The 19,090-nt window shown below is 64.8% G+C and carries 14 protein-coding genes and 1 riboswitch; of the genes, 7 read left to right on the forward strand and 7 right to left on the reverse strand.

All coding sequences use genetic code 11. From position 1 onward, the window contains the following. Positions 1 to 27 precede the first annotated feature (27 nt). Positions 28 to 1,002 (forward strand): hypothetical protein, encoded by a 975-nt coding sequence (locus ACNJYD_RS13980; protein ID WP_439366671.1) that lies wholly within the window; start codon positions 28 to 30, stop codon positions 1,000 to 1,002. Positions 1,003 to 1,080: 78 nt separating this feature from the next. Beyond that, positions 1,081 to 2,139, forward strand: coding sequence for a hypothetical protein (locus tag ACNJYD_RS13985; protein WP_439366672.1), 1,059 nt, complete (start codon positions 1,081 to 1,083; stop codon positions 2,137 to 2,139). 135 nt (positions 2,140 to 2,274) lie between these two features. On the opposite strand, the gene gcvP is transcribed toward ACNJYD_RS13985, so the two are convergent. From gcvP to gcvT, 3 genes are read right to left on the reverse strand one after another with little or no spacing between them, the layout of a single operon-like run. Then, positions 2,275 to 5,142: an aminomethyl-transferring glycine dehydrogenase gene (gcvP, locus tag ACNJYD_RS13990; RefSeq protein WP_439366673.1), complete on the reverse strand. Its 2,868-nt coding sequence runs from the start codon at positions 5,140 to 5,142 to the stop codon at positions 2,275 to 2,277. Between the two features lie 17 nt (positions 5,143 to 5,159). Continuing rightward, positions 5,160 to 5,528, reverse strand: a complete 369-nt coding sequence (gcvH, locus tag ACNJYD_RS13995; RefSeq protein ID WP_439366674.1) for a glycine cleavage system protein GcvH — start codon at positions 5,526 to 5,528, stop codon at positions 5,160 to 5,162. 10 nt (positions 5,529 to 5,538) lie between these two features. Continuing rightward, positions 5,539 to 6,684 (reverse strand): glycine cleavage system aminomethyltransferase GcvT, encoded by a 1,146-nt coding sequence (gene gcvT, locus ACNJYD_RS14000; protein ID WP_439366675.1) that lies wholly within the window; start codon positions 6,682 to 6,684, stop codon positions 5,539 to 5,541. Between the two features lie 145 nt (positions 6,685 to 6,829). After that, a riboswitch (glycine riboswitch) is annotated at positions 6,830 to 6,921 on the reverse strand. Between the two features lie 234 nt (positions 6,922 to 7,155). On the opposite strand from gcvT, the gene alaS reads away from it, so the two are divergent. Together alaS and ACNJYD_RS14010 are read left to right on the forward strand one after the other, a co-directional pair. Next, the gene (gene alaS, locus ACNJYD_RS14005; RefSeq protein WP_439366676.1) at positions 7,156 to 9,834 is read left to right on the forward strand and encodes an alanine--tRNA ligase; all 2,679 of its coding nucleotides are present in this window, start codon (positions 7,156 to 7,158) and stop codon (positions 9,832 to 9,834) included. Positions 9,835 to 9,840: 6 nt separating this feature from the next. After that, positions 9,841 to 11,067 (forward strand): cyclic nucleotide-gated ion channel, encoded by a 1,227-nt coding sequence (locus ACNJYD_RS14010; RefSeq protein WP_439366677.1) that lies wholly within the window; start codon positions 9,841 to 9,843, stop codon positions 11,065 to 11,067. Positions 11,068 to 11,071: 4 nt separating this feature from the next. On the opposite strand, the gene ACNJYD_RS14015 is transcribed toward ACNJYD_RS14010, so the two are convergent. Both ACNJYD_RS14015 and ACNJYD_RS14020 read right to left on the reverse strand, forming a co-directional pair. Beyond that, positions 11,072 to 11,572, reverse strand: a complete 501-nt coding sequence (locus ACNJYD_RS14015; protein WP_439366678.1) for a DUF3455 domain-containing protein — start codon at positions 11,570 to 11,572, stop codon at positions 11,072 to 11,074. 124 nt (positions 11,573 to 11,696) lie between these two features. Further along, a complete protein-coding gene (locus tag ACNJYD_RS14020; RefSeq protein ID WP_439366679.1) occupies positions 11,697 to 12,911 on the reverse strand; it encodes an NADP-dependent isocitrate dehydrogenase in 1,215 nt (404 codons plus the stop codon). A 355-nt stretch (positions 12,912 to 13,266) separates the two neighbouring features. Here ACNJYD_RS14020 and ACNJYD_RS14025 point away from each other — a divergent pair, with 355 nt between their 5' ends. Continuing rightward, positions 13,267 to 14,466 carry a TrmJ/YjtD family RNA methyltransferase gene (locus ACNJYD_RS14025; protein ID WP_439366680.1) on the forward strand — a complete coding sequence of 400 codons (1,200 nt, stop codon included), beginning with the start codon at positions 13,267 to 13,269 and terminating at the stop codon, positions 14,464 to 14,466. Between the two features lie 122 nt (positions 14,467 to 14,588). On the opposite strand, the gene ACNJYD_RS14030 is transcribed toward ACNJYD_RS14025, so the two are convergent. Next, entirely contained in the window at positions 14,589 to 16,292 is a 1,704-nt protein-coding gene (locus ACNJYD_RS14030; RefSeq protein WP_439366681.1) for an amidohydrolase, read from the reverse strand. Between the two features lie 158 nt (positions 16,293 to 16,450). Next, complete coding sequence (locus ACNJYD_RS14035; protein ID WP_172782940.1) at positions 16,451 to 17,098, reverse strand: TetR/AcrR family transcriptional regulator; 648 nt, start codon at positions 17,096 to 17,098, stop codon at positions 16,451 to 16,453. Positions 17,099 to 17,345: 247 nt separating this feature from the next. Here ACNJYD_RS14035 and ACNJYD_RS14040 point away from each other — a divergent pair, with 247 nt between their 5' ends. After that, on the forward strand, positions 17,346 to 17,888 hold the full coding sequence (locus ACNJYD_RS14040; RefSeq protein WP_212258008.1) for an OsmC family protein: 543 nt from the start codon (positions 17,346 to 17,348) through the stop codon (positions 17,886 to 17,888). Positions 17,889 to 17,924: 36 nt separating this feature from the next. Further along, a complete protein-coding gene (locus ACNJYD_RS14045; protein ID WP_439366683.1) occupies positions 17,925 to 19,037 on the forward strand; it encodes an acyl-CoA dehydrogenase family protein in 1,113 nt (370 codons plus the stop codon). The last annotated feature ends 53 nt before the right edge of the window (positions 19,038 to 19,090 follow it).

The following is a 19,090-nucleotide window of genomic DNA, read 5'->3' on the forward strand; positions in this document are numbered from 1 at the left end:
TATTGCGTATTATTTCGAGAGGCAATCGTGTCACATTTGATCCTGGCAACGAACGATCGTGCGGAGGATACACTTCGCCGGTCCGGCGTTGCGAACGTCGCGCTCGGGTTCTATCCGCGTTTTGTCTGGAGGAAACTGCCTTCCGACGAGCGGCTTTTGAGGGGGCTGGAGCGCCGATCGGAGAAGCACTGCAATCCCGGCGATCATTGGCTCGATGACGTTTGTAGCGGCGCGCTCGACGGCTTCGGCACGCGCGATATCGGTTTGTTCGAGCTGTGTGCGAAGTTCGACTCGATTGAAATATGGGTTGATCCTCAGCCGAATGATCAGCTTGTGCTCGTCTGGCTGCTGGACCTGCTCCGTCCCTACAAGGAGATCACCACGAAGCTGAGCCTTGTGCATGCGGACGACACTGTTGCCAACTATGCCCCGGAGTCTGTCGCAAAATGGAAGCTTCCGGCCTTCAAGGTGACCGAGAATCATTTGGTGACGGCAAGCCGCGCCTGGCGGGCCTATCGGGCTGACACGCCACAACCCTGTTTCGATCTGTTGATGACGGATCTGATGATCTTGCCGAGACTTCGATCGGCGCTGATTGCGGTGCTTGAAGAGCTTCCGGACAGCGTGACGGGACTCGGTGCAACTGAAATGGATCTGCTGGATTTTGTGAACGACGGGCAAACCGACCCGAGGCTCGTCGAAGATGCGAGATGGCTTCGCGATGTATTCGACGAAAACGACGCGCGTGACGCTTTGCTCGAACTGGGGGCGTATTCGGCGCCGCCGCTCTTGTTGGGCGATCCGGCGTTCGACAATGAGGACCGCTACTTCGGCAGGAGTGAGTGGAGGCTCACGCTGACCGAGCTCGGAGGTTCACTTCTCGCCCGTGAAGACGACATGTGGCGTCACAACCCGATCAAACGATGGTGGGGCGGGACCGAGTTGACCAACGAGCGGCTCTGGCGGTGGAATCGCGAACGCCGGTTGCTGGTGGCGCCCTAGGGCAGGTTCGTAGGGTGGACTAGTCTTGCTGAGTCATTCGGCCGCGCCGCAAGAAGTGTTATCGGTCAGGCAGCGCGGATGAGGCCACTGCATGATTATTGTACCGGCCTGATGCTGCCGGTGAACAAGGGCGCGTCGACGATGAAGCGTGTGATCCTGACCAGTTCGTCGGGCGTCGGCCTTGCCCTCGCCGATCGCGCCGACATGGTCATCCCGTTCATCTACCGCTTCGTTTCGGGGCCACTTCCCACCGCTGACCACCTCAACAGTTATCTCGGCGCGCGCGAGTCGTGGTTTGACGCAATGCACTGGTCGGATTGCGTCCGCGTCCGTCAATCGCCCCTTATCAGGCGCCCGGACCGGGCGGGTGGATTGCTCTGGGTCTGCGAAACCTATGGGGTCGATCTCATCGAACTATGGTTCGATCCCGAACCCAATAGTCAATTGCAGTTGATCTGGATCCTCGATTACCTGCGTTCCGAACCATCCATCACAGAGAAGCTGAGATTGCGACGCGTCGATTTCGACCTGCGCGAAGCAGATCCCTCAGAGCTTCGCCGTCGTGATGTGCAGCAGTTCGATATCGCAGAAAGCGATTTTGAGATCGCCAGGATGGCCTGGGAGGCCTACCGCGCGCCGACGCCCGAGCTTTGCGCCGGGCTGCTCGGCAGGCCGCTCGGCAAGCTGTCTTTCCTGAAGCCGGCCATGAAGGACCTGCTCGCAGAACTGCCGTCGCCGGCGACGGGACTGGGGGCGACGGAGACGCGGCTTCTCGAGCGGATTGCGGGCGGCCACAATCGTACCGATGAGCTGTTTCGGCCGGGCGCGCTGGGAACACGCGTGTTCGATCAGTGGGAGCTGGGCGCGCTGCTCGAAGGGCTCGCTTTTGGCCCGGCGCCAGCGGTCGCGGGTCTGGACGGCAAGCTGGCGACACTCGATCCGGACAACGCGAGAAGCCGCAATGCTGCCTTTCGCCGGAGCCGGCTGTCGCTGACTGAATTTGGCGAAGCGGTCCTGGCGGGCCGGGAAGATTTTCGCAGTCACAACCCGATCAAGCGCTGGTGGGGCGGCGCGCTTCTGACCAACGAACGGCTGTGGCGGTGGGATGGCGAACGCCGGTTGCTGGTTGCGCCGTAGAGGCACATTCAGTGTTGTAGGGTGGATTAGCCGAAGGCGTAATCCACCGTTGTTTATCTCCGCGAAAGCTGAAGTGGTGGGTTACGCGGGCGGCCTGCGCTTCGCGCGACCGCCCGCTAACCCACCCTACAAATCCTACTCCGCGGCTTCTGCGTAATCGCTGACCGGCGGGCAGGAGCACACCAGGTTACGATCACCATAGACGTTGTCGACACGGCCGACCGGGCACCAATATTTATCGGTGCGCGAGACGCCGTCGGGGAAGCAGCCCTCGCTGCGGGTATAGGCGCGCTTCCAATCGTCGTCCGCGATGTCGTGCACGGTGTGCGGGGCGTGGCGCAGGGGCGAGGCTTCGATCTTGAAGCGGCCGGCCTCGACCTCCGCAATCTCCTTCCGGATCGCGATCATGGCATCGCAGAAACGATCGAGCTCGGCCTTGGATTCCGACTCGGTCGGCTCGATCATCAGCGTGCCCGGCACCGGGAAGCTCATGGTAGGAGCGTGGAAGCCGTAATCGATCAGGCGCTTTGCGATGTCGTCGACGGTGACGCCGCTCGTCGTCTTCAGCGGACGCGGATCGACGATGCACTCATGCGCGACGCGGCCCTTCTCGTTCTTGTAGAGCACCGGGAAATGCGGATCGAGACGCGCTGCGATGTAATTGGCGTTGAGGATCGCGATCTCGGTGGCGCGCTTCAGGCCTTCACCGCCCATCATCAGGATGTAGATGTAGGAGATGGTGAGGATCGAGGCCGAGCCGAACGGCGCGGCCGAGACCGGACCGACCGGCGCATCCGCTTGCGTCGTCGGGTGTCCGGGAAGGAACGGGGCAAGATGCGCTTTGACGCCGATCGGGCCCATGCCGGGGCCGCCGCCGCCATGCGGGATGCAGAAGGTCTTGTGCAGGTTGAGATGGCTGACGTCGGCGCCGTAATCGCCGGGCCTGCTGAGGCCGACCTGCGCGTTGAGGTTGGCGCCGTCGAGATACACCTGGCCGCCATGGCCGTGCACGATGTCGCAGATCTCGCGGATGTGCTCCTCGAACACGCCATGGGTCGAGGGATAGGTGATCATCACCGCGGCGAGATCGTTCGAATGCTTCTCCGCCTTGGCGCGGAGGTCATTGACGTCGACGTCGCCGTTCTTCTCGCAAGACACCACCACCACGTCCATGCCGACCATCGCGGCCGAAGCCGGATTGGTGCCGTGGGCGGAGGAGGGGATCAGGCAGATCTTGCGATGGCTTTGTCCGCGCGCGGCATGGTAGCCACGGATCGCCAAAAGCCCGGCATATTCGCCCTGCGCGCCCGAATTCGGCTGCAGCGAGATCGCGTCATAGCCGGTGATGTCGCAGAGCCATTTCTCCAGCCGCGCGAACAGCGCGTGGTAGCCCTTGGCCTGCTCGCGCGGGGCGAACGGATGCAGCGTGGCAAATTCCGGCCAGGTCAGCGGCATCATCTCGGTGGTCGCGTTCAGCTTCATGGTGCACGATCCCAGCGGGATCATGGCGCGGTCGAGCGCGAGGTCGCGATCACTGAGCTTGCGCATGTAGCGCAGCATCTCGGTCTCCGAGCGATGCGCATGGAAGACCGGATGGGTCAGGAAGGCCGTGGCGCGCTTCAATTCGTCCGGCAGCGCCTCGCGCGTCTCGGCGTCGATCTCGGCATAGGCAAGCTTGCCGCCGAAGGCGCGCCAGACCGCTTCGACCGTCGCGGGCGTCGTGGTCTCGTCGAGTGCGATGCGAAGCGCGGTATCACCGACGCCGAGATTGATCTTCTCGGCGCGCGCGCGCGCGACGATCTCCTCGCGCTTGCCGCCGGCATCGACGCTGAGCGTGTCGAAGAAGGTCTCGCTGTCAGGCGCAAAGCCGAGCTTGCGCAAGCCGGTTGCGAGCACGGCGGCGCGGCGATGCACGTTGCGCGCGATCTGCGCCAGGCCCTCGGGGCCGTGATAGACCGCATACATCGAGGCGATCACGGCGAGCAGCACCTGCGCGGTGCAGATGTTGGAAGTCGCCTTCTCGCGCCGGATGTGCTGCTCGCGGGTCTGCAGCGCGAGCCGATAGGCAGGCATCCCGCGCGAGTCCACGGACAAGCCGACGATGCGGCCGGGCAGCGAGCGCTTCAGCGCATCGCGCACCGCCATATAGGCCGCGTGCGGTCCGCCATAGCCCATCGGCACGCCAAAGCGCTGCGCCGAGCCGATGGCGATGTCGGCGCCTATTTCGCCGGGCGAGGCGAGCAGTGTGAGCGCCAAGAGGTCCGCGGCGACGATGGCGAGCGCGCCCTTGGCCTTCAGCGCGGCGATCGCCGGCCTGAGGTCGCGCAGCGCGCCCGAAGAGCCCGGATATTGCAGCAGCGCGCCGAGCACGTCTGATTTGTCGAGATCGGTGAGGGGGTCGCCGACGACCAGAGACCACCCCAGCGGCTCGGCGCGGGTGCGCATCACCGCCAGCGTCTGCGGATGCACGTCCTTGTCGACGAAGAAGGCCTTGGCCTTGACCTGCGAGTGGCGCTCGGCGAGCGCCATGGCTTCGGCCGCCGCGGTGGCTTCATCGAGCAGCGAGGCGTTGGCGACGTCGAGCCCGGTGAGGTCGCAGATCATGGTCTGGAAGTTGAACAGCGCTTCCAGACGGCCCTGGCTGATCTCGGGCTGGTAGGGCGTGTAGGCCGTGTACCAGGCCGGGTTTTCCAGGATGTTGCGCTGGATCACCGCGGGCAGGATGGTGTCGGAATAGCCCTGGCCGATCAGCGAGGTGAAGACCTGGTTCTGGCTTGCGAGCTCGGCCATATGCGCGATCGCCTCGGTCTCGCTCAGCGGCTTGCCGAGATCGAGCGGGGAGGTCTGCCGGATCGAGGCCGGCAGCGTCTCCGCCATCAGTGCATCGACGCTCTTGGCGCTGACGGCCTCCAGCATTGCGGTGACGTCGCGCGCGGATGGGCCGATATGGCGGCGAACGAAACTGGCGGCGGTGTCGCCGTTGGTCTTGCGGTGCGCGGTCATCGCTTGCTCCATCGTCCTTAAGCCGTATGCGCCTTGTAGGCGGCTTCATCCATGAGGCCGCCGAGCTCGCTTTTGTCGGCAATCTTGATCTTGAAGAACCAGGCCGCGCCTTGCGCATCCGAATTGATCAGCGCCGGGTCGGCGGCGAGCGCCTCGTTGGTCTCGAGCACTTCGCCCGTAACAGGGGCGTAGACGTCGGAGGCGGCCTTCACCGACTCCACGACGGCCGCGGCTTCGGCTTTCTTCAAGCTGCGGCCGACCTTGGGCAATTCGACGAACACGACGTCGCCGAGCTGCTGCTGCGCGTAGTCGGTGATGCCGACCGTGGCGGTGTCGCCGTCGATGGCGAGCCATTCATGGTCGGAAGTGTACAGCGTCGTGGTCATTGTCTCGTCCTCAGCGTTTGTAGGTGTTTTTGACGAAGGGCATTGCAGCAACCTGCAAGGGCAGCCGCTGGCCGCGCACCTCGGCAAAGAGCTTTGTGCCGAGCGCAGCGAGGCTCACAGGCACGTAGCCCATCGCGACCGGCGCGCTCAGGCTCGGGCCGAAACCGCCCGACGTGACTTGTCCGATCGGCTCGCCACCGGCAGCGTCGGCAAACAGCAGCGCGCCCTCGCGCACCGGCGCGCGGCCCTCGGCGAGCAGGCCGACGCGGCGGCGGGATGCGCCGCCATCGAAATGGGCGAGGATCTTCGCAGCGCCGGGAAAGCCGCCGGCGCGCGCCCCGGCGGTGCGGCGGCTCTTCTGCACCGACCATTCCAGCGCGGCTTCGACCGGTGAGGTCGTGGTGTCGATGTCGTGGCCGTACAGGCAGAGCCCGGCTTCCAGCCGCAGGCTGTCGCGGGCTCCGAGGCCAATCGGGAGCACGTCGGGATTTGCCAGCAGCATTTTTGCGAGGCGTTCGGCATCGCCTGATGGAACCGAGATCTCGAAGCCGTCCTCGCCGGTGTAGCCGGAGCGCGAGACGAAACACTTGATGCCGGCGACCTCGTGCGGCCCGGCGTCCATGAATGTCATGGCCGGCGCCTCTGCACAGAGTTTCGCCAGCGCCGCTTCGGCCTTTGGACCCTGCAGCGCGATCAGCGCGCGGTCGGCAAGCTGCTCGATCACGCAGTCGTCGGACAGGTTGGCGCGCAGATGTGCCTCGTCCTCGGCCTTGCAGGCGGCGTTGACCACCAGGAACAGGTGATCGCCGAAATTGGCGACCATGAGGTCGTCGAGAATGCCGCCGTCTTCGTTGGTGAACTGGGCGTAGCGCTGCCGCCCCGCGGCGATCGCCACGATATCCTGCGGCACCAGCCGCTCCAGCGCGCGGGCAGCGTCTTCTACCTTGCCGGACTTCGGCAGAACGCGGAGCTGGCCCATGTGGGAGACGTCGAACAGGCCGGCTTTGGTGCGGGTATGGAGGTGCTCCTTCAGCACGCCCGCGGGGTACTGCACGGGCATGTCATAGCCCGCGAACGGCACCATCTTGCCCCCCAGGGACACGTGGAGGTCGTAGAGGGGGGTGCGTTTCAGGGAGTCTTGGTCGTGAGCTAGCATCTTGAGGGCCCTCGGCGGTTCCCCGGGGAGGATTCCCCGATGGACACCAGTCGAAGCCCCATCTGTCGCTGTGCCTGAGAGTATTATCCCGTCGGCGGACGCTGTCCGGGTCTACACCCGTCGGCGCCTCTTTCCAGATGCTGTCAAAGCCACGCGGTCCTTTTGCCTGAGAGTTTCCGGGGCGGTTGCTCCTTCGGCGCCGGCTAACTAGTAGCCGGTCTCTCCCGACGTGGCCGTACGATACAGATGGGTAGAGACCACAGGGGAGCCAAGCCTGTCAACGCGTCCGCACGTCCTATCCAACGGGATTGCAAGGGGATTGAGCGCCTGCGGCAACCCTCTGATCTCCCTGCACAGTTTCTGGACAGCGAAGCTGGCCTTGTCTAAAAGCGCTTTGGCCCGCAGATATCAGCCTGAACGGCCCGGTTTGGACGGCGAGAAGCGGGCCCAAGCATACCCGATTGGATGAACATGAGCGGCGTCAACGAGATCAGGTCGACCTTTCTGAACTACTTTGCCGAGAACGGCCACGAGATCGTGCCGTCCTCGCCACTCGTGCCGCGCAACGACCCGACGTTGATGTTCACCAATGCCGGCATGGTGCAGTTCAAGAACGTCTTCACCGGCGTCGAGAAGCGGCCCTATCAGCGCGCCACCACCTCGCAGAAATGCGTGCGCGCCGGCGGCAAGCACAACGACCTCGACAATGTCGGCTACACCGCGCGCCATCTCACCTTCTTCGAGATGCTCGGCAATTTCTCGTTCGGCGATTACTTCAAGGAGCGCGCGATCGAGCTCGCCTGGAAGCTGATCACCAAGGAGTTCGGGCTGAAGAAGGACAAGCTGCTCGTCACCGTCTATCACACGGACGACGAGGCGGCGGGTCTGTGGAAGAAGATCGCCGGCTTCTCCGAGGACCGCATCATCCGCATTCCGACTTCGGACAATTTCTGGGCGATGGGCGACACCGGGCCGTGCGGCCCGTGCTCGGAGATCTTCATCGACCGCGGCGAGCACATCTGGGGCGGTCCTCCCGGCTCGCCGGAAGAGGACGGCGACCGCTTCCTCGAATTCTGGAATCTCGTGTTCATGCAATACGAGCAGGTGACGAAGGAGGAGCGCGTCGGTCTGCCGCGTCCCTCGATCGACACCGGCATGGGCCTGGAGCGCATGGCCTGCATCCTCCAGGGCGTCGAGAGCGTGTTCGAGACCGACCTGTTCCGCAACCTGATCGACGCCACCGCGTCCGCGCTCGGCAGCGGCCCGACCGCGCAGAATGCCGCCTCGTTCCGCGTCATCGCCGACCATTTGCGCTCCTCGGCGTTCCTCGTCTCCGACGGCGTGCTGCCCTCGAACGAGGGCCGCGGCTATGTGCTGCGCCGGATCATGCGCCGCGCGATGCGCCATGCGCAGCTCCTGGGCGCCAAGGAGCCGTTGATGCATCGGCTGGTCTGGGCCCTGGTGCGCGAGATGGGCCAGGCCTATCCGGAATTGATGCGCGCGGAAAAGCTGATCGAGGAAACGCTGCGGCTGGAAGAGACCCGCTTCCGCAAGACGCTGTCGCGGGGCCTTGCCATTCTCGACGAGAAGAGCGCGTCCTTGAAGAAGGGCGACATGTTCGACGGCGACGTCGCCTTCACGCTGTACGACACCTACGGCTTCCCGCTCGACCTGACGCAGGACGCGCTGAAGTCGCGCGGCATCGGCGTCGACCAGGCGGCGTTCACCGACGCGATGGAGCGCCAGAAGGCCAAGGCGCGCGAGTCCTGGAAAGGCTCGGGTGAGGCCGCGTCCGAAGCGATCTGGTTCCCGCTGCGCGAGAAGCTCGGCGCCACCGAATTCCTCGGCTACGAGACCGAGAGCGCCGAAGGCGTGGTCTCCGCGCTGGTCAAGGACGGCGCCGAGGTTGCGAGCCTCAAGGCCGGCGAGACCGGCGCGCTTCTGCTGAACCAGACGCCGTTCTATGCGGAGTCGGGCGGCCAGGTCGGCGATACCGGCGTGCTCTCGGGCGAGGGCGGCATCAAGGTCCGCGTCACCGATACGCAGAAGAAGCTCGGCGATCTCTTCGTCCATATCGGCACGGTCGAGAGTGGCGAGTTGAAACTCGGCACGGCGCTGCAGCTCGAGGTCGATCATTCCAGGCGCTCGACCATCCGCGCCCATCACTCCGCGACCCACATCATCCACGAGGCGTTGCGCCAGGTGCTCGGCGATCACATCGCCCAGCGCGGCTCGATGGTCGCGCCGGACCGGCTGCGCTTCGACTTCGTGCATCCGAAGCCGATCACGGCCGAGGAGCTCGCCCGGGTCGAGGACATCGCCAACGACGTGGTGCTGGAGAACGACGAGGTCACCACGCGCGTCATGGGCGTCGACGAGGCCCGCGAGGCCGGGGCGCGCGCGCTGTTCGGCGAGAAATATGGCGACGAGGTCCGCGTCGTCTCGATGGGCAGGACCGCGCGCGAGCGCGGCGCCAACGCGCTCGGCTGGTCGGTCGAGCTCTGCGGCGGCACCCATGTCAAGCGCACCGGCGATATCGGCCTGATCACGGTCACGAGCGAAAGCGCGGTCGCCTCCGGCGTGCGCCGTATCGAGGCGTTAACGGGCAACTACGCGCGAAAACACGCCAACGACACCATGGCGCTGGCAAAGACCGCGGCGAACGAGCTGCGCACCTCTCTCGACGACGTGCCGGCGCGCATCGCCGCTCTGATGGAGGAGCGCAAGAAGCTCGAGCGCGAGCTCTCCGACGCCCGCAAGAAGCTGGCGATGGGCGGCGGTGCCTCCGCCGGCAACGGCGCAGCGTCGGGCGTGCGCGAGGCCGGTGGCGTCAAGCTGATGGCGCGTGCGGTGGAAGGCATCGAGATGAAGGATCTCAAGAGCCTCGCCGACGACGGCAAGAAGCAGATCGGCTCGGGCGTCGTCGCCATCGTCGGCGTCACCGAGGACGGCAAGGCCGGTATCGTGGTCGGCGTCACGCAGGACCTCACCGCGCGCTTCAACGCCGTGAATCTCGTGCGCATCGCCTCCGAGGCACTCGGCGGCAAGGGCGGCGGCGGCCGGCCCGACATGGCCCAGGCCGGCGGCCCCGATGGCGCCAAGGCGTCCGAAGCCTTGAGCGCGATCGAAAAAGCGATGGCAGGCGCTTAAAGGCCCATGCGCCTCGTTCCGCGAGGACGTGGGCTTTCCGATCCGGACTTGAGGGATCGCCTCTACGAATTGCTGGATCACGATCCCTTGGCCTATTCGGTCGGGTCGCGCTTCATCCAGCTGATCATCGCCGTCATCGTGCTCAACGTCGCCGCGATGATCCTCGCCTCGGTGCCGGAGCTCGATGCGCAGTTCGGCATGCTGTTCGCAGGCATCACCGTCCTCGCGGTGATCGTGTTCGCGCTGGAATATGCGGCGCGGCTGTGGACGGTGGCGGGGCATACCCAGCGCAAGGGGTCGGCGCTGTCCGACCGGCTGGGCTATGCCTTCTCGGCGCTCGGCATCATCGATCTCATGGCGTTCCTCCCCGCAGCGATCGTGCTCGCGACCGGCCGGCACGCGACGCTGGCCGCGCTCGGCGTGCTGCCGTTCTTCAAGCTGATACGGTATTCGCCGGCGATGCGCTCGCTGCTCGCGGCCGTGCATGCCGAGCGGCGCGCGCTGATCGGCTGCATCGTCATCCTGATCGGCGCCGTGTTGACCTTCGCCTCGCTGCTCTACGCCATCGAGCGCGACGTGCAGCCCGACAAGCTCGGCACCATCCCGCAGGCGATGTGGTGGGCGATCGTGACGCTCGGCACCGTCGGCTATGGCGACGTCGTTCCGGTGACGCCGCTCGGCAAGTTCGTTTCGACCTTCGCGATCATCTCGGGCTTTGCCATGATCGCGCTGCCGGTCGCGATCATCTCCTCGGCGTTCGCCGAAGAGGTCAAGCGGCGCGATTTCGTCGTCACCTGGGGCATGCTGGCGCGGGTGCCGCTGTTCTCGCACCTCTCCGCCGCGGAGATCGCCGACATCATGCGCCTGCTGCGGGCGCGCACCATCGAGCAGGGCGAGATTTTGGTGCGACGGGGCGATGTCGCCTCGTCGATGTATTTCATCACCGCCGGCGAGGTCGAGATAGCGCTGCCGAACCAGCATGTGCGCCTCGCCGACGGCACCTTCTTCGGCGAGATCGCGCTGCTGCACAAGACCAAGCGCAGCGGCACGGTGACGGCAACGCGCAAGACGCGGCTGCTCGTGCTCGACGCGCAGGACTTCCATGCCCTGATCGCGCGCATGCCGACGCTGGCCGCCCACGTCCACGAGACCGCAAAGGCGCGGCTCGCCGACACCGGCGACCTCGCGCTCGCGGAGCTTGCGCAGGCGGAGAAGGAAGGCACCGACCGCTGAGCGGTCAGCCCTTCTTCAGGAAGACGTAATCGGCCGCGTAGGGCGCGGTTTTGATTTCGCCGGCCTTGTCGCAAGCGCCGTCGAGCTTGCCGCCATGGGTGTTGATGCGCTGGACCGTGGTGACCGGCGTCAGCGTGCCGCTGCCGCGGCGGGCGGCGACTTCCAGCTTGAGCCACGGGATATCGGCAGGCGTTGCGCCCGGTGCGTTGCCGACGGCCTTGCCGACCACGGCGCTACCGTCGGCGAGCTCCCAGTTCGGGCCGGCATAGTGGCGGCCAACGGTCTTGCCTTCAGACAGCAGCGTCGCGACGGGCTCGCGGAAGGTCCAGGCGAGCTTGCCGTCGGGGGCTGACTTGCACTCATAGACCTGCGCGCCCTCGGCGTGGACGCTGAGCACGATGGTCTCGCCGGGGGCGGCGATGGCGTTGGGTAGCGGCTCGGCGGCCAGCGCAGGGGCACTCGCCAGCGCGAAGACCGCGAATGCAACGCTCTTGAATGATGGCATGCACGGTCCTCGATCAACGGTCTCGTCATTGCGAGGAGCTCTTGCGACGAAGCAATCCAGACTGTCCCCGCGGAGGGATCCTGGATTGCTTCGCTGCGCTCGCAATGACGGGTGGGCAGGTAGCTTACCGCGCCAGCTCCTTGGTCAGGTTCTCGGCGACCTTGTCGAGGAAGCCGGTGGTCGAGAGCCAGCGCTGGTCGGCGCCGACCAGCAGCGCGAGGTCCTTGGTCATGTAGCCGGCCTCGACGGTGTCGACGCAGACCTTCTCCAGCGTGGCCGCGAACTTGGCGAGCTCGGCATTGTTGTCGAGCTTGGCGCGGTGCGACAGGCCTCGGGTCCAGGCGAAGATCGAGGCGATCGAATTGGTCGAGGTCTCCTTGCCCTTCTGGTGCTCGCGGTAGTGACGGGTCACCGTGCCGTGGGCGGCTTCCGCCTCAACGGTCTTGCCGTCGGGGGTCAGCAGCACCGAGGTCATCAGGCCGAGCGAGCCGTAGCCCTGCGCGACCGTGTCGGACTGCACGTCGCCGTCGTAGTTCTTGCAGGCCCAGACATAGCCACCGGACCATTTCAGCGCCGAGGCGACCATGTCGTCGATCAGGCGGTGCTCGTAGGTCAGGCCCTTGGCGTCGAACTCCTTCTTGAACTCGCGGTCGAAGATGTCCTGGAAGATGTCCTTGAAGCGCCCGTCATAGACCTTGAGGATCGTGTTCTTGGTCGACAAGTACACCGGGTAATTACGGAGCAGGCCGTAATTGAAGGAGGCGCGGGCGAAGTCGATGATGGAATCGTCGAGATTGTACATCTCCATCGCGACGCCGGCGCCGGGCGCCTTGAACACTTCCTTCTCGATCACGGTGCCGTCCTCGCCGACGAACTTCAGCGAGAGGGTGCCCTTGCCGGGGAACTTGATGTCGGTGGCGCGGTACTGATCGCCATAGGCGTGGCGGCCGATGATGATCGGCTTGGTCCAGCCGGGAACCAGGCGCGGCACGTTCTTGCAGATGATCGGCTCGCGGAAGATCACGCCGCCGAGGATGTTGCGGATGGTGCCGTTCGGCGACTTCCACATCTGCTTGAGGTTGAACTCCTTCACCCGGGCCTCGTCGGGGGTGATGGTGGCGCACTTGACGCCGACGCCGACCTTCTTGATCGCCTCGGCGGCGTCGATGGTCACCTGATCGTTGGTGTGGTCGCGGTATTCCATGCCCAGGTCGAAATAGAGCAGCTCGACATCCAGGAACGGGTTGATCAGCTTGTCCTTGATGTACTGCCAGATGATCCGGGTCATCTCGTCGCCATCGAGCTCGACGACGGGATTGGATACCTTGATTTTTGCCATGATCGGGGAAGCCCTCTTGGGAACGGCGCTTTTGGCGCGCCAACGTGAATATCCGCCGCCTCTTAGCACCGCCGCGCGGCGGGCGAAAGCCAAGGGATTATGCACTTTTAGCTCATCCAGCTTGCGCAGGCGGGAAGCGGCGGGCCGGGCCGCTGCCGGGGCCGGCCTCACGTTCCAGGCGAGTTTCAAAAGTCGAATCCAAGCCGTTATTTCCCTTGAGAATTTTGTCAGGACAGGCAAACGACAGGCGGACAGCGCCCGAGCCGGCCCAAGACCAGTTCGAACGACCGGCTTGAATCAATTCCTGAAGACGGCCTCGCCAAGGCCTTGAGAGACAGTGTGAAAGCAAAGCGAGATGTCGGGGACTGACAAGAGCAAGGCCGGCCTTTCCCTCGACGGTCCCATCGTGATCCTGGTCGAGCCCCAGCTCGGCGAGAACATCGGCATGGCCGCGCGCGCCATGGGCAATTTCGCCCTCGGCCGCTTGCGCATCGTCAATCCCCGGGATGGCTGGCCCAACATCGCGGCCCAGCGGGCTGCGGCCGGCGCCGACCACATCCTGGAAACGGTCGAATTGTTCAGCACGGTCGAAGAGGCGGTCGCCGACCTCGACCTGCTGTTCGCCACCACCGCGCGTCCCCATGACCAGGCCAAGCCCGTGGTCGGGCCGGATGCGGCAGCGGCCGAGATCGCCGGGCACGTCGCGACCGGCGGCAGGGCCGGCATCCTGTTCGGCCGCGAGCGCTGGGGCCTGACCAACGAGGAGGTCGGGCTCTCCAACCGCATCATCACCTTCCCGGTCAATCCGGGCTTTGCCTCGCTCAACCTCGCCCAGGCCGTGCTGCTGATCGGCTATGAATGGTTCAAGCGGGCGACATCCGGCGAACTGCCGCACGCCATGCCGGAGCGCTCCGAGCGCGCCTCGCAGCACCAGATGCAGGCCTTCTTCGACAACCTCGTGCGTGAGCTCGACAAGGTCGAGTTCCTGCGGCCTGCCGAGAAGCGCGACACCATGCTGGTGAACCTGCGCAACATCTTCACCCGGATGGAGCCGACCAAGCAGGACATGCACACCCTGCACGGCGTGATCATGGCGATCGCCGAGGGGCGCAAGGGCCCGGCCAAGGGCGGCGTGCTCGACGGCGAGCAGGCCACGCGCCTGCGCGCGCTGCTGGCCGAGCACGGGCAGGGCGGTGGCGTCTCCGACAGCGGCTCGACCGTGCGCGGCCTCGCCCGCCTGCTCCGCCGCAACCCGACCGACGCCGAGCGACTGTTGTGGCAGGCGCTCACCCGCGACCGCCGTTTCGCTGGTCAGTTCAAGCGCCAGACCCCGGTGGGGCGCCACATCCCGGACTTCGTCTCGTTCCCGCACCGGATCGCGATCGAGCTGGTCAATCCCGGCGAGGGGGAGGCGATCGCAGCAGACCGTGCGTCCCGGCGGGCGTGGCTGGAAGCGCGCGACTACCGGGTGCTCGACATCCGCGCGGCGGATGTCGAGCGCGATCTGGAGGCGGAGCTGGTGCGGCTTGCCGGGATGATGGAGCAGGGAGTTTAGGTCGCGTCACGCGCCGCTGTTGTAGGGTGGGCAAAGGCGTTCTTACGCCGTGCCCACCATGTCTCCGCAAACATGAAAAAAGTCGTGGGCACAGCGCTGCGCGCCTTTGCCCACCCTACGACTCAGCGCTGAAACACAACCTTGCCGCCCACGAGCGTCATGTCCGCTTTGATGTCCTTGATCTGCTCCTCCGGCACGATTGTGTAGTCGGCGGAGAGCACCACGATGTCGGCAAGCTTTCCGGGCTCAATGGTCCCCTTGCGCTCCTCATCGAACGTGTAGCGCGAAGCCGCGCTGCTGTAGAGCCGCAGGGCCTGCTCGCGCGTAATGGCTTCTGCCGAGCCGTAGACGTTTCCGTTGGGGTCCTTCCTGGTGACCATGATGTACATGTTGAGGAAGGGATTGATCGGGTTCACGGGAAAATCCGTGCCGGCGCCGAGGCTGTTGAGCCCCATTTTTTCGATCAACGTCCGGGTCGGTACGGCGCGGTCAGCGGTCGCTTTCCCGAGAAATCGTTCGACGGTGGCTGCCTTGTCCCACATGAAAACGTTCTGGAAATCGATGCGCGCTCCCAGCTTTTGCGCGCGCTCCATCTGTTCTGGCCGGATCAGGCTGGCGTGAATGAGGACGAAGCGACGGTCGCGGATCGATTTTTCCTTGTCCACCGCCTCGAACGCATCGAGCACCTGGTCAATACCGAGGTCACCCACCACGTGAACACCGACACGCCAGTCATAACGGTTGCAGATGGAGATGAGTTGCTTCAGCCGCTCGGGCGTTTGCTGCGCAATGCCATGGTAGTTGTCATGTGAATCGGGATACACGTCGCGCATGAGCGCTGTTTTCAGCGTCATGCCGCCGTCGTAGAAGATCTTGATACCGGCGAACTTGAGCCAATCGTCGCCGAAACCCGAGGAGGCTCCGTTGCCTGCGATGATCGCCTCCCAGGCGGTCAGATCGGCCGGGGGCTCGGGCCGAAACATCGCGCCGGTGCGCAAAGTGGCTTTTCCGGACGCGACAAGCTTCCGCAAGATGCGGATGTCGCGCGCCTCTGTCGCGCCCTCGACCACGCTGGTGATGCCGAAGCTGTTCAATACGCCTTCTGCAATGGTGAATTGTCGGATTTCGTCGTCTTCTGTCCAGGGCGGTACGGCCTTCTCGACCCGATCGATCGCCGTCTCCACAAGCAGGCCCGTCAATTCGCCGGCGGCGTCGCGCTCAAACTTTCCCCCGCTCGGGTCCTCGGTGGTCTTGTCAATTCCGACCCGCTGCAGAGCCATCGTATTCGCCATCGAGAAGTGCCCGACAGTGCGAAGATAGACCGGATTGTCTGGGGCGACGCTGTCGATCTCCTGCCTCGTGAGATAACGCTTCTCGGCCAATTGGGAAGGCGGATGCCACGCGCCACCTACAATCCACTCGCCCGGCTTCTTCTTCGCAGCAAATGCCTTGATAGCCTCGAGTGCTTCCGCGACCGTCTTGGCTCGGCCCATGATGACGACGTAGTCGCCCAGACCAGCGGCCTTGAAGTGAGCGTGTGTATCGATCAATCCAGGGACGACGGTCTTGCCCGACACATCGATCACGCGGGTCCGGGCGCCTGCAAGCGACTTGATCGAAGCACTGGGCCCGGTTGCCAGGATCTTTCCATCTGCGACGGCCACTGCCTCCGTGACAGTCGATCGCTCGTCCAGCGTCAGAACCTTTCCGTTGATGAGGACCAGGTCAGGCGCGCTGAGCTCCGGCTGCTGCGCCTCGGCATCCGCGATGCCAGCGATCCACATGCTCGTAGCAACGATCGCAAATGCCGCTATCTTGCGAGCCATGACGTCCCCTTGAATCTTGTTTTTGCTGGACGAAGATTTTCAAGGGTAGCTTTGATCGAGTATGGGTTCAACGCTTCTCGAGGCTTGGCAGTGCAGCGAATCCGGGACAGCGTCCCCGCATTCCGCTTCGCTGCATGCGGGCTACGAAGTAAGAACCGTTAGACCGCCTCGAGCTGATCCGCCGCGCGCTTCTTCTTCGCCTTGGCCTGGCCGAGCAGCGGGCCGGCCGTGAGCGCCGCCGTATCCGCGACGCCCGGGTCGCGCGAGATCATCGCGGCGACGATGGCGCCGTCGATGATGAGGCCGAGCTGGTGCGCCAGCACCGCGGGCTCGGCTGAGCCGAGCTCGCCGGCGAGCTTCTCGATGTGGCCGAGCACGATCTTCTTGTGCTTCAGCGCGATGTTGCGGAACTGCTTGGCGTCCTTGTCGTGCTCGCCGACGGCGTTGATGAAGGGGCAGCCGTAGAAGCGCTCTTCGGCGAACCAGCTCTTCAGTGCGGGGAAGATGCGCGTCAGCTTCGCCTGCGCATCGCCGCCGCCTTGCTCCATGGCGCCGATGAACCATTCGCGCCATTGCTTGCCTTCGCTCTCCAGCACCGCGTTGACGAGGTTGGTCTTGGAGCCGAACAATTTGTAGAGCGTGGTCTTGGCGGTGCCGGCCTCCTCGATGATCGCATCGATGCCGGTGGCGTTGATGCCGTTCTTGCAGAACAGATGCGTCGCCGCGCTCAAGAGGCGACCGCGTGCGGACTCGTCCTCGGCGGCGGCAGTGTGGGGCGAATTCTTTCTCGATGACGTCTTTGCCATGGACTCAAACTTACCCGCAGCCGTGCCGCATCAGCAAGCCGCATCTGTTTCGCGCTGAAAAGATTCGCAGAGCCTGGCCGGTCTGCATCGCCTTTGAGCAAGGACCGGCTGACCAATCCGCAGGCAGGAAGGCTTAAGCGGCTCCAAAGCTTCGCCTTTTGTTTTTCGCGGGCTCTGGCACGCTCCATGCAAGGAAACAGACCGTTCGGTATCCTGCCGATTTCCACTTCTGCCAGGGAGAAGACTGATGACTGCCGTCGTTCAGAAGACAGTGCTGACGGGGTGCCTCGCGCCCATCGACAAGAACGGGCTCGAGCAACTGATTGCCAACGGCAAGGCAAATCCGAAGGTCATCAAGACCTTGAAGTGCAAGACGGTCGCGGAAGGCAAATTCCGCCACGCCAACTACATCCGCAACCTGCCGCCCTACATCGTCGACGAGCCGCCGGGTCTGCTCGGTGACGACACCGCGCCCAATCCGTCGGAGGCCTCGCTGGCCGCGCTCGGATCGTGCCTTGCGGTCGGCCTGCATGCCAACGCCGTGCATCGCGGCTGGATCGTCAACAAGCTCGAGCTGGAGCTCGAAGGCGATCTCAACATCACCGCGGTCTGGGGCACCGGCGACACCTCCGACAAGCCGGTCGGATTCACCGACGTCCGCGTCAAGGTCGACATGGAATGCGAGGGCATCTCGCCGGAGGAGATCAACGCGCTGGTTGCCCATGTGAAGAAATGGTCGCCGGTCGCCAACACCTTCACCCGGCCGGTCAATCTCGAGGTCGGCATCTAGCAGAGCGGCAATCAGGACAGGGTGCGGGAGACGATCATGGGTTCACTGGCTTTATCGCGGGCCGACGTTCTGGATCAGCCCGCACCGTCCATTGCGGGCGAGGTGGCGCGGATCGCGCGCGAAGAGCTCGCGCCGCTGGCCGCCGGCATCGACGAGGGGTCGGTGTATCCGGCCGAGGTGCTGCGCAAGTTCGGCGCGGTCGGAGCGTGGGGCAGCCACATGCCGCACGAAGGCCCCGCCGATCTGCGCTGCGCGATCCAGGCGATGGCGGCGATCGGCGAGGTCTGCGGGGCGACGGCCTTCATGGCCTGGTGCCAGAACACGCTGGTGTGGTATGCGGCGAATTCCACCAATGTGAAGCTCGCCAAGCGCTTCGGCGATGCCTTCTCGACCGGTCGCGTGCTCGGCGGCACCGGGCTCTCCAATCCCATGAAGAGCTTTTTCGGCATCGAGAAGCTGAAGCTGAAGGGCCGCAAGGTCGAGGGCGGCTACATCGTGCGCGGTGCGCTGCCCTGGGTCTCCAATCTCGGCCCCGACCATTATTTCGGCACCATCTTCGAGCGTGAGAACGAACCCGGCACTGTGATGTTCCTGGCCGATTGCTCGGACCCGGCGATCACGCTGACGCCGTGCAAGCCGTTCCTCGCCATGGACGGAACCGGCACTTATGGCGTGCAGTTCCGCGACGCTTTCGTGCCTGATGAGCTGATCCTCGCCGATCCCGCCGCGCCCTTCGTCAAGAAGATCCGCGCCGGCTTCATCCTGCTCCAGGCCGGCATGGCGCTCGGGGTGATCAAGGATTGCATCAACATCATGGACGAGGTCGACAATCCCCTCGGCCATATCAACCGCTATCTGCCGCAGCAGCCGGTGCACTTCCGCGAGCTCGCCGCCGAGCTCGAGGCCGAGGCCATGGCGCTGGCGCGCGATCCCTACAACGAGGAGGAGACCTACTGGCGCAAGGTGATCGCGATGCGGCTTCGCGCCGGCGAAGCCAGCGTCGCGGCGGCGCATGCGGCGATGCTGCATTGTGGCGCCCGCGGCTATCTCAAAAGTCACCGCGCGCAGCGGCGCCTGCGCGAGGCCTATTTCGTCGCGATCGTCACGCCCGCCACCAAGCAGCTGCGCAAGATGCTCGCCGATTTCTGAGTTCCGAGCCTTAAAGTTTCACGAGTCCACCCGAAGACCCCCCAACCTCAACG

Origin of the sequence: Bradyrhizobium sp. SPXBL-02, from assembly GCF_051853065.1 — a bacterium.
Taxonomy (GTDB): domain Bacteria; phylum Pseudomonadota; class Alphaproteobacteria; order Rhizobiales; family Xanthobacteraceae; genus Bradyrhizobium.

Coding starts and splice junctions, on each gene's coding strand:
- ACNJYD_RS13985 (WP_439366672.1), top strand. CDS start 1,081: ATGAGGCCACTGCATGATTATTGTACCGGCCTGATGCTGCCGGTGAAC.
- gcvP (WP_439366673.1), bottom strand. CDS start 5,142: ATGACCGCGCACCGCAAGACCAACGGCGACACCGCCGCCAGTTTCGTT.
- gcvH (WP_439366674.1), bottom strand. CDS start 5,528: ATGACCACGACGCTGTACACTTCCGACCATGAATGGCTCGCCATCGAC.
- gcvT (WP_439366675.1), bottom strand. CDS start 6,684: ATGCTAGCTCACGACCAAGACTCCCTGAAACGCACCCCCCTCTACGAC.
- alaS (WP_439366676.1), top strand. CDS start 7,156: ATGAGCGGCGTCAACGAGATCAGGTCGACCTTTCTGAACTACTTTGCC.
- ACNJYD_RS14010 (WP_439366677.1), top strand. CDS start 9,841: ATGCGCCTCGTTCCGCGAGGACGTGGGCTTTCCGATCCGGACTTGAGG.
- ACNJYD_RS14015 (WP_439366678.1), bottom strand. CDS start 11,572: ATGCCATCATTCAAGAGCGTTGCATTCGCGGTCTTCGCGCTGGCGAGT.
- ACNJYD_RS14020 (WP_439366679.1), bottom strand. CDS start 12,911: ATGGCAAAAATCAAGGTATCCAATCCCGTCGTCGAGCTCGATGGCGAC.
- ACNJYD_RS14025 (WP_439366680.1), top strand. CDS start 13,267: ATGTCGGGGACTGACAAGAGCAAGGCCGGCCTTTCCCTCGACGGTCCC.
- ACNJYD_RS14030 (WP_439366681.1), bottom strand. CDS start 16,292: ATGGCTCGCAAGATAGCGGCATTTGCGATCGTTGCTACGAGCATGTGG.
- ACNJYD_RS14035 (WP_172782940.1), bottom strand. CDS start 17,098: ATGGCAAAGACGTCATCGAGAAAGAATTCGCCCCACACTGCCGCCGCC.
- ACNJYD_RS14040 (WP_212258008.1), top strand. CDS start 17,346: ATGACTGCCGTCGTTCAGAAGACAGTGCTGACGGGGTGCCTCGCGCCC.
- ACNJYD_RS14045 (WP_439366683.1), top strand. CDS start 17,925: ATGGGTTCACTGGCTTTATCGCGGGCCGACGTTCTGGATCAGCCCGCA.